The sequence below is a fragment of the Micromonospora sp. NPDC023633 genome (genome assembly GCF_040640035.1).
GTDB lineage: Bacteria > Actinomycetota > Actinomycetes > Mycobacteriales > Micromonosporaceae > Micromonospora.
In genome coordinates this window covers 1-8,280 of the sequence record NZ_JBFABB010000200.1, presented here as the reverse complement: position 1 = coordinate 8,280, position 8,280 = coordinate 1, and the positions used below count along the sequence as shown (strand labels likewise).

Sequence of the window (8,280 nt, the reverse complement as noted above, 5' to 3'; positions counted from 1 at the left end):
ACGACGTCCGCGCCCACCTGCTCGCCCAGGACGTCGTCTGGGTGGGCGGCGGCAGTGTCGCCAACCTCTGCGCCGTCTGGCGCGTGCACGGCCTCCGGCCGGCGGGGGCGGCGGCCAGCTTCGCGGCCGAGGCGGCCCGGCGCATCCAGCGCACCCGCAGCGGCAGCCACCCGAAGAGCACCAGGCCGAGCGGGAAGACCAGCACGGCGACGGCCAGCGCGAGCGCGAGCTGGTCGACCAGCTCCTGCTGGTCCCGGCCCGCCTCGGCCAGCGAGCGGGCGGCGGTGGCGGCGCGTTCGAACGGCGCGGTCAGCTCGTCGCCGACCAGCGGCACCCGGCCGACCTTGCCGCCCGCTTCGGCCAGGTTGTCGGCCAGGCCGCCGCCGGCGCCCTCCAGCTTCTGCCCGGGTACGGCGAGCTTCTGGACCAGGTCGTGCAGCCACAGCGCGCCACGGATCGCGCCGTACACCCAGGCGACGACGAGCAGGTCGGTGATCATCTGTCGGACGGCGGTCGGGAAGCGATCGGCGTAGATCTTCACGCCGGACAGCGTGCCACGCGCGGCCGTCCCCGGCACGCGACGGACCGGCGGCGCACCGCTCGGCGGCGGGCGGGGCAGCGGCGGCGGGCGGAGTCAGCCCGCGCAGGCCGGGCAGGTGCCGAAGATCTCCAGGGTGTGGCTGACGTCGGCGTAGCCGTGCTTCGCCGCCACCCGCTCGGCCCAGTTCTCCACCGTCGGCCCCGCCACCTCCACGGTGCGGCCGCAGGCCCGGCAGACCAGGTGGTGGTGGTGGCCCTCGCTGCACCGGCGGTAGAGGTGTTCGCCGCCCGGCGGGCGCATCACGTCGATCTCGCCCGTGTCGGCGAGCCCCTGCAAGGTGCGGTAGACGGTGGTCAGCCCGACCCGCTCGCCGCGCTCGCGCAGCATCGCGTGCAGCTCCTGCGCGCTGTGGAAGCCCTCCAGCTCGCCGAGCAGCGCGCTCACCGCCGAGCGCTGCCGGGTGTTGCGGACCGTGGAACCGGTCATGCTCATGATCCCTCCCCGGCGTGGCTCACCGCGTCGGCCACGATGTGTGCGACGTGCTCGTCGACCAGCGCGTACGCGATCTCGCGACCCCGCCGGGAGCCGCGCACCACGCCGGCGCCCCGCAGCACCCGCAGGTGCTGGGAGACCAGCGGCTGCGCGGCGCCGAGCTTGTCGACCAGCTCGTGCACGCAGCGCTCGCCCTCGGCGAGCTCGCTGACGATGGCCAGCCGGATCGGTGCCGAGAGGGCACGCAGCAGCTCGCTCGCGCCCTCGAAGGCGTCGTAGCCTGATCCGTCGGTCACCCCGTAACGGTAACCAATCCCGCCGACACGCCGCTGACCAGGATCACCCGCCGCCGACCAGGATCAGTGAAGCACCACCTCGTGCGGCTCGGGCGCGGGCGCGGCGGCCGGGGTGCGCCGTCGGCGCAGCACCCGCCACACCGCGCCGAGGACCGCGACCACCCCGAACGAGGCGATCGCCATCAGCACCACCGAGGCGCCGGGGGCGGTGTCGGCGTTCGCCGCCACCCAGACCCCGGAGCCCGCGGCGAAGAGCCCGAGCGCCATCGCCGCCGTCATCGTGCTGCGGAACCCCCGGGTCACCTGCTGCGCGGTGGCCACCGGCACCACCATCAGGGCGCTGATCAGCAGCACCCCGACGGCCCGCATGGCGATCGTCACGGTGACCGCGGTGGCCACGGCGAGCAGCAGGTTGAGCGTGCGCACCGGCAGGCCGGAGACCCGGGCGTACTCCTCGTCGTGGCAGACCGCGAACAGGGCCGGGCGCAGCGCCAGCATGGTCACCCCGATCGCGACGCCGAGCACCGCGATCGTGGTCAGGTCCTGCGGGGAGATCGTGGTCAGCGACCCGAACAGGTAGGCGTTCAGGTTGGCGCTGGTGCTGTCGGAGAGCCCGACCAGCGTCACGCCGCCGGCGATGCCGCCGTAGAAGAGCAGGGCCAGGGCCAGGTCGCCGGAGGTGCGCCCGCGGGCGCGGACCAGCTCGATGGTGATCGCACCGGCGGTCGCCACGGCCACCGCGACGAGCACCGGGGACCGGTTGAGCAGCAGGCCCGCGCCGACGCCGGTGAGCGCCACGTGCCCCACCCCGTCGCCGATCAGGGCGAGCCGCCGCTGCACGAGGTAGATGCCGAGCGCCGGTGCGGCCAGGCCGATGATCAGCGCCCCGATCAGGGCCCGCTGCATGTAGGGGTACTGGAAGAGTTCCATCTCAGCTGCTCCACAGCCCGGCGGGCTCGTCGGGACCGTGCGGGTGCACGTGGTCGTGGTCGGGCTCCGCGTGGTGGCCGGCGGGCTCGGGCACCGCGCCGTCGTGGCAGATCCCACCCTGGTGTACGACGACCGCCCGGCTGATCAGCGGCCGCAGCGGCCCGAGCTCGTGGGCCACCAGCAGCACCGTGCCGCCGCCGGCGACGAAGTCGTGCAGCGCCCCGGCGAACGCCTCCTGGCTGGCCGCGTCGACCCCGGCGGTCGGCTCGTCGAGGACCAGCAGCTCCGGCCGGCCGGCCAGCGCCCGGGCGATCAGGGTGCGCTGCTGCTGCCCGCCGGAGAGGGTGCCGACCGGGTCGTTGGCCCGGTCGGCGAGCCCGACCGCCTCCAGCGCGGCGGTCACCGCGGCCCGGTCCGCCGCGCCGGGCGGGCGCAGCACCCCGCGCCGGGCGAGCCGGCCGGAGGCCACCACCTCGCGGACGGTGGCCGGCACGCCGCTGCCGGCGCCCAGCCGCTGCGGTACGTACCCGATCCGGTGCCACTGCCGGAAGCGGCGCAACGGACGGTCGAAGAGGGTGACCGACCCGGAGCTGAGCGGCACCAGGCCGAGCGCGGCGCGGATCAGGGTGGACTTGCCGGAGCCGTTGGCGCCGAGCACCGCGACCACCTCGCCGGCGGTCACGGTCAGCGAGACATCGCGCAGCACGGGGCGGCCGTCGTAGCCGACCACCCCGTGCGCGACGGTGATGACTGGGGATGTCACGAGCAGCTCAACGCCGTCCTCAGGGTCGCAAGGTTGGTACGCATCACCGAAAGGTAGTCGCCGCCGCCGGTCGACAGTCCCTCCAGGGGGTCCAGCACCGCGGTCTTCGCGCCGACCTCGGCGGCGATGGTCTCGGCCACCTTCGGGCTGACCAGGGTCTCGAAGAAGATCGTCGTGGCCTTGTGCTCCCGGGCCTCCTCGGCGACCTCGGCCAGACGCTGCGGGGCGGGCTCGTTCTCCGGGCTGAGACCGGTGATGCCGATCTGCTCCAGCTTGTAGCGCTCGGTCAGGTAGCCGAAGGCGGTGTGGCTGACCACGATCTCCCGCCGCTGGCAGGTCTTCAGCCCGGCCGTGAACTCGGCGTCCAGCTTCTCCAGCTCGGCGCGCAGCGCCCCGGCGCGGGCGGTGTAGTCGGCGGCGCGGTCCGGGTCGGCCTGGCCGAGCCGCTCGGCGAGCTTGTCGCCGACCGTGGCCAGGCGGGTCGGGTCCAGCCACAGGTGCGGGTCCTTGGTGCCGCTCTCCTCGTGGCCGGGCTCCTCGTGGCCGGGCTCCTCGGCCTTGCCCGACTCCTCGGGGTGGGCGTGCTCCTCGCCCTCGTGGTCGTGGTCGTGGCCGCCCGCGGCGGCGTCCATCAGCGGCTGCACGGTCGACACGTCGAACGCGCGGTCCTTGGCGTTCTGCTCGACGGCCTCGTCCAGCGCCGGCTGGAAGCCTTTGAGGAGGACGACCAGCTCCGCCTCGGCGACCTGGCCGACCTGGCCCGGGTTCAGCTCCAGGTCGTGCGGTTCCGCCCCGGGCTTGACCAGGTTGCTGACCTTCACCGCGTCGCCGCCGATGCGCTCGGCGAGGAACTGCAACGGGTAGAAGGCGGCCACCACGTCGACCCGCTGCGGGTCGGCGCCGGCCGTGTCGTCGTCGGAACAGGCCGCGACACCGCCCAGGGCGAGCAGGGCGGTGGTGGCGACGGCCAGGGTGCGTGGGGCGGAGCGGATGTTCATGTTACGAACTGTCCGCGACAACGATAATGATTGTCAAAAACGCATGCTTGCATGTCAGAACAGCTTCACCAGGCCCGCGGTGACCAGCAGGGTGAGCGCCACCAGCCGGATCAGCCTGGTCTGCGCCGTCTGCACCGACCAGGTGGTGACCATCAGCGCGGCCACGGCCGCGGCGAGCAGCAGGGTGAGCAGCCCGCCGACCACGCCGGGGGTGAAGAACGCGACCAGCACCAGCACCAGGGTGACCAGGAACACCGTCGTCGGGTTCGCCCGGGCCAGCCGGGCCGGCAGGGGGCTCTGCGTACGCTGCATCCCACAGACTCTACGAGGAGGAACCCCGTGCTGGTGACGAACCGGTTCGTGGTCGACGTCGATGTCGCCGACGCGTTCACCGAGCGGGCGCACGCCGCCCTCGCCGCGCTCGCGGCCCGCCCCGGTTACCTGCGCGGCCAACTGGTCCGGGCGCTGGACGACCCCCGGCACTGGTGCCTGGTCACCGAATGGGAGTCGGTCGGCACCTACCGGCGCGCCCTGGGCGGCTTCGACGTCAAGATCACCGCCGTGCCGCTGCTCGCCGAGTCGGTCGACGAACCGTCGGCGTACGAGGCGCTCGCCAGCGCCGCCCCGGGCGGGGACGTCGTCCTGGCCGCCAGCGATCGGGCCGCTGGTCCTTACCGCTGAGCCCGTGGGCACTACATTGCTCTCATGACCGCTCCCGGACCGGCGATCCCGCCGCCGTACCCTCCGCCGCCCGGCCAGCAGGGGGCGCAGCCGCCCGCCGTGCCCGGTCCGCCGGGGGACCCGGGCGTGCCCGCCCCGCCGCCCGGACCGGGGGTCACCCCGCCGTTCGCGGCGCCGCCCACCGAGGGGCGCAACACCCGGCTCTGGCTCGGGCTGGGCGCCGGGGCACTCGCCGTGCTGCTCTGCTGCGGCGGTGGCGGCGCGGCCGTGGTGGGTCTGGCCGTGACCGGGGTGCAGGCCGTGCGCGAGCAGGGACGAGCCGTCTCCACCGACTACTACCAGGCGCTCGTCGAGCGGAAGTACGGCGCGGCGTACGACCAGCTCTGCGACGACGCGCAGCGGCGCGAGTCGCGCCGGGAGTTCGAGCGCCGGGTGGCCGCCGAGCCGCGGATCGCGACGTTCCGGGTGGGCGACGTGGATGCCGTCTCCCTCACCGTGCCGGTCGACGTGACCTACACCGGCGGCCAGCAGGACCGGCAGGAGGTCACCCTCGGGCAGGACCAGCAGACCGGCGGCATGGAGGTGTGCGGGGTGAGCTGACCCGTCTCGGTATTCTGCTGGGCCCGGGACGACGCGGGTCCCGAACTGCTCGTTCCGTCCTTTTGCCGCGTCCCCGCCGACCGCCAGTCGGCGTAGGAGGAAAACATGCCAGCCGACCGTGTCGACGCCGTCGTCAGCCTCGCCAAGCGCCGAGGCTTCGTCTTCCCCTCCAGCGAGATCTACGGAGGCACCCGGTCGGCGTGGGACTACGGTCCGCTCGGCGTGGAGCTGAAGGAGAACGTCCGCCGGCAGTGGTGGAAGACGATGGTCCAGCAGCGCGACGACGTGGTCGGCCTCGACTCCGCCGTGATCCTGGCCCGCGACGTCTGGGCCGCCTCCGGCCACCTGGACGCCTTCGTCGACCCGCTGACCGAGTGCCAGTCGTGCCACAAGCGGTTCCGGGCCGACCACCTCGAGGAGGCGTACGAGGCCAAGCACGGCAAGCCGCCGGCCTCGCTGACCGAGCTGAACTGCCCGAACTGCGGCAACAAGGGCACCTTCACCGAGCCGAAGATGTTCAACGGCCTGATGAAGACGTTCCTCGGCCCGGTCGAGAGCGAGGAGGGCATGCACTACCTGCGGCCCGAGACCGCCCAGGGCATCTTCGTCAACTACAAGAACGTCGAGACGGTCGCCCGCAAGAAGCCGCCGTTCGGCATCGCCCAGACCGGCAAGTCGTTCCGCAACGAGATCACCCCGGGCAACTTCATCTTCCGTACCCGCGAGTTCGAGCAGATGGAGATGGAGTTCTTCGTCGAGCCGGGCTCGGACGAGCAGTGGCACGAATACTGGCTCTCCGAGCGCTGGAACTGGTACCTCGACCTGGGCCTGTCGGAGAGCAACCTGCGCTTCTACGAGCACCCGAAGGAGAAGCTCTCCCACTACTCGAAGCGCACCGTCGACATCGAGTACCGCTTCCAGTTCGGCGGCACCGAGTTCGCGGAGCTGGAGGGCATCGCCAACCGCACCGACTTCGACCTCTTGACGCACAGCAAGCACTCCGGCGTCGACCTGTCCTACTTCGACCAGGCCAAGGGCGAGCGCTGGATGCCGTACGTCATCGAGCCGGCCGCCGGCCTGACCCGCGCGGTGCTCGCGTTCCTGCTGGAGGCGTACGACGAGGACGAGGCGCCGAACACCAAGGGCGGCGTGGACAAGCGCACGGTGATGCGCTTCGACCCGCGGCTGGCCCCGGTCAAGGTGGCGGTGCTGCCGCTGTCGCGCAACGAGGCGCTCTCGCCGAAGGCGAAGGGCCTCGCCGCCGACCTGCGTAAGCGCTGGGTGGTGGAGTTCGACGACTCGCAGGCGATCGGCCGCCGCTACCGCCGCCAGGACGAGATCGGCACCCCGTTCTGCGTCACGGTCGACTTCGACACCCTGGACGACAACGCGGTGACCGTCCGGAACCGGGACACCATGGCCCAGGAGCGCATCGCGCTGGACCAGGTCGAGCGCTACCTGATCGAGCGCCTTACCGGCTGCTGAGCTGCGGCGGGGGACCGGCCGGCGCGGGAGTTGCGCCGCCCGGTCCCCCCGTACACTTGTCCGGTGACCGCGCCGACCGTTCCCGCCCTGCGCCCGCTGACCCTCGGGCGGCACGAGGTGTGGCCGCCGGTGGTGCTCGCGCCGATGGCCGGCATCACCAACATCGGCTTCCGGCAGCTCTGCCGGGAGCAGGGCGGCGGCATCTACGTCTGCGAGATGATCACCACCGTCGCGCTGGTGGAGCGGAACCCGAAGACGCTGCGCATGATCGCGTTCGGCGACGACGAGCGGCCCCGCAGCCTCCAGCTCTACGGCACCGACCCCGAGGTCACCGCCGCCGCCGTGCGGATCGTGGTGGAGAAGGACCTCGCCGACCACATCGACCTCAACTTCGGCTGCCCGGTGCCCAAGGTCACCCGCAAGGGCGGGGGCTCGGCGCTGCCGTGGCGGCGCCGACTCTTCGCGCGGCTGGTCAGGGCCGCGGTGGACGCCGCGTCGCCCGCCGGGGTGCCGGTCACGGTCAAGATGCGCAAGGGCATCGACGACGACCACCTGACGTACGTGGAAGCGGGCCTCGCCGCCCAGGACGCCGGCGTGGCGGCGGTCGCCCTGCATGGGCGTACGGCGGCGCAGCGCTACTCCGGCACGGCGGACTGGGACGCCATCGCCACGCTCAAGCAGGCGCTGGACGTGCCGGTGCTCGGCAACGGCGACATCTGGGAGGCCGACGACGCGCTGCGGATGGTGGCGCACACGGGCGTCGACGGCGTGGTGATCGGCCGGGGCTGCCTGGGCCGCCCGTGGCTCTTCGCCGACCTGGAGGCCGCGTTCGACGGCCGCCCGGAGCGCCGGCTGCCCACCCTCGGCGAGGTGGCGCGGACCATGCGTCGCCACGCCGAACTGCTGGTCGACCAGTTCACCGCGGGCGCCCGCACCCCCGCCCGGGGCGAGCGGGACGGCTGCACCGACTTCCGCAAGCACGTCGCCTGGTACCTCAAGGGCTTCCCGGTCGGCAGCGAGCTGCGCCGCGAGCTGGCCATGATCGAGAGCCTGGCCCAGCTCGACGACCTGCTCGGCAAGCTGGATCCGACCGTGCCCTTCCCGGTGGCCACGCTGGGCCAGCCGCGCGGCCGCACCAATTCGCCCGGCAAGGTCTTCCTGCCGGAAGGCTGGCTGGCCAGCCGCGACGACGACACCGTCCCGGAGGGCGCCGAGCTGGCCGACTCGGGCGGCTGAGTCTGGCTCCAGCGCCGCTGAGTCCGGCTCCGGCGCGGCTGCGGACTGAGACGACGCAAGGGCCGGCCCCGTGTCGGGGCCGGCCCTTGTCGTCGTTCGGTGTTGCGTCGGGTCGGGTCAGGCGGTGTAGCCGCGGGTGGCGATCCAGTCGGCCAGGTTGTCGACGCTCATCCGGTAGGAGGCCTGGTTGGGGTCGGCGGAGTCGGCGATGGTGACGGTGTTGCCGTTGTCGCGGTAGCCGACGACGCTGATGTAGTG

General features: G+C 73.0%; 10 protein-coding genes and 2 pseudogenes. 5 read left to right on the top strand and 7 right to left on the bottom strand.

Going from position 1 to position 8,280, the window contains the following annotated elements; all coding sequences use genetic code 11:
- Nucleotides 1-95: pseudogene (locus AB0G13_RS32975) on the top strand (peptidase E); the annotation flags it as partial.
- A 539-nt stretch (nucleotides 96-634) separates the two neighbouring features.
- On the opposite strand, the gene AB0G13_RS32970 reads toward AB0G13_RS32975, so the two are convergent.
- The 6 genes from AB0G13_RS32970 to AB0G13_RS32945 all read right to left on the bottom strand — a co-directional run bounded on the left by AB0G13_RS32970 (nucleotide 635) and on the right by AB0G13_RS32945 (nucleotide 4,332).
- Entirely contained in the window at nucleotides 635-1,033 is a 399-nt protein-coding gene (locus tag AB0G13_RS32970) for a transcriptional repressor (protein WP_357883072.1), read from the bottom strand.
- Nucleotides 1,030-1,329 carry a metalloregulator ArsR/SmtB family transcription factor gene (locus AB0G13_RS32965; protein WP_088998913.1) on the bottom strand — a complete coding sequence of 100 codons (300 nt, stop codon included), beginning with the start codon at nucleotides 1,327-1,329 and terminating at the stop codon, nucleotides 1,030-1,032. Before AB0G13_RS32965 ends, AB0G13_RS32970 begins: the two co-directional genes overlap by 4 nt.
- 63 nt (nucleotides 1,330-1,392) lie before the next feature.
- Nucleotides 1,393-2,259, bottom strand: a complete 867-nt coding sequence (locus AB0G13_RS32960) for a metal ABC transporter permease (RefSeq protein ID WP_357883069.1) — start codon at nucleotides 2,257-2,259, stop codon at nucleotides 1,393-1,395.
- Between the two features lies 1 nt (nucleotide 2,260).
- Entirely contained in the window at nucleotides 2,261-3,022 is a 762-nt protein-coding gene (locus tag AB0G13_RS32955; protein ID WP_357883066.1) for a metal ABC transporter ATP-binding protein, read from the bottom strand.
- On the bottom strand, nucleotides 3,019-4,020 hold the full coding sequence (locus AB0G13_RS32950) for a metal ABC transporter substrate-binding protein (protein ID WP_357883063.1): 1,002 nt from the start codon (nucleotides 4,018-4,020) through the stop codon (nucleotides 3,019-3,021). Before AB0G13_RS32950 ends, AB0G13_RS32955 begins: the two co-directional genes overlap by 4 nt.
- Before the next feature lie 54 nt (nucleotides 4,021-4,074).
- Nucleotides 4,075-4,332 (bottom strand): hypothetical protein, encoded by a 258-nt coding sequence (locus AB0G13_RS32945; RefSeq protein ID WP_357883060.1) that lies wholly within the window; start codon nucleotides 4,330-4,332, stop codon nucleotides 4,075-4,077.
- Between the two features lie 27 nt (nucleotides 4,333-4,359).
- Between AB0G13_RS32945 and AB0G13_RS32940 the strand changes: the two genes are divergently transcribed.
- The 4 genes from AB0G13_RS32940 (at nucleotide 4,360) to dusB (ending at nucleotide 8,022) form a co-directional block, all read left to right on the top strand.
- Nucleotides 4,360-4,701 carry an antibiotic biosynthesis monooxygenase gene (locus tag AB0G13_RS32940; RefSeq protein WP_357883057.1) on the top strand — a complete coding sequence of 114 codons (342 nt, stop codon included), beginning with the start codon at nucleotides 4,360-4,362 and terminating at the stop codon, nucleotides 4,699-4,701.
- A 126-nt stretch (nucleotides 4,702-4,827) separates the two neighbouring features.
- Nucleotides 4,828-5,301 carry a hypothetical protein gene (locus AB0G13_RS32935; protein ID WP_357883075.1) on the top strand — a complete coding sequence of 158 codons (474 nt, stop codon included), beginning with the start codon at nucleotides 4,828-4,830 and terminating at the stop codon, nucleotides 5,299-5,301.
- A 105-nt stretch (nucleotides 5,302-5,406) separates the two neighbouring features.
- A complete protein-coding gene (locus AB0G13_RS32930) occupies nucleotides 5,407-6,786 on the top strand; it encodes a glycine--tRNA ligase (RefSeq protein ID WP_357883054.1) in 1,380 nt (459 codons plus the stop codon).
- 63 nt (nucleotides 6,787-6,849) lie between these two features.
- On the top strand, nucleotides 6,850-8,022 hold the full coding sequence (gene dusB / locus AB0G13_RS32925; RefSeq protein WP_357883051.1) for a tRNA dihydrouridine synthase DusB: 1,173 nt from the start codon (nucleotides 6,850-6,852) through the stop codon (nucleotides 8,020-8,022).
- 117 nt (nucleotides 8,023-8,139) lie between these two features.
- Here the strand turns inward: dusB and AB0G13_RS32920 are convergent.
- Nucleotides 8,140-8,280 (bottom strand): annotated as a pseudogene (locus tag AB0G13_RS32920) (phytochelatin synthase); the annotation flags it as partial.

Coding starts and splice junctions, on each gene's coding strand:
- AB0G13_RS32970 (WP_357883072.1), bottom strand. CDS start 1,033: ATGAGCATGACCGGTTCCACGGTCCGCAACACCCGGCAGCGCTCGGCG.
- AB0G13_RS32960 (WP_357883069.1), bottom strand. CDS start 2,259: ATGGAACTCTTCCAGTACCCCTACATGCAGCGGGCCCTGATCGGGGCG.
- AB0G13_RS32950 (WP_357883063.1), bottom strand. CDS start 4,020: ATGAACATCCGCTCCGCCCCACGCACCCTGGCCGTCGCCACCACCGCC.
- AB0G13_RS32945 (WP_357883060.1), bottom strand. CDS start 4,332: ATGCAGCGTACGCAGAGCCCCCTGCCGGCCCGGCTGGCCCGGGCGAAC.
- AB0G13_RS32930 (WP_357883054.1), top strand. CDS start 5,407: ATGCCAGCCGACCGTGTCGACGCCGTCGTCAGCCTCGCCAAGCGCCGA.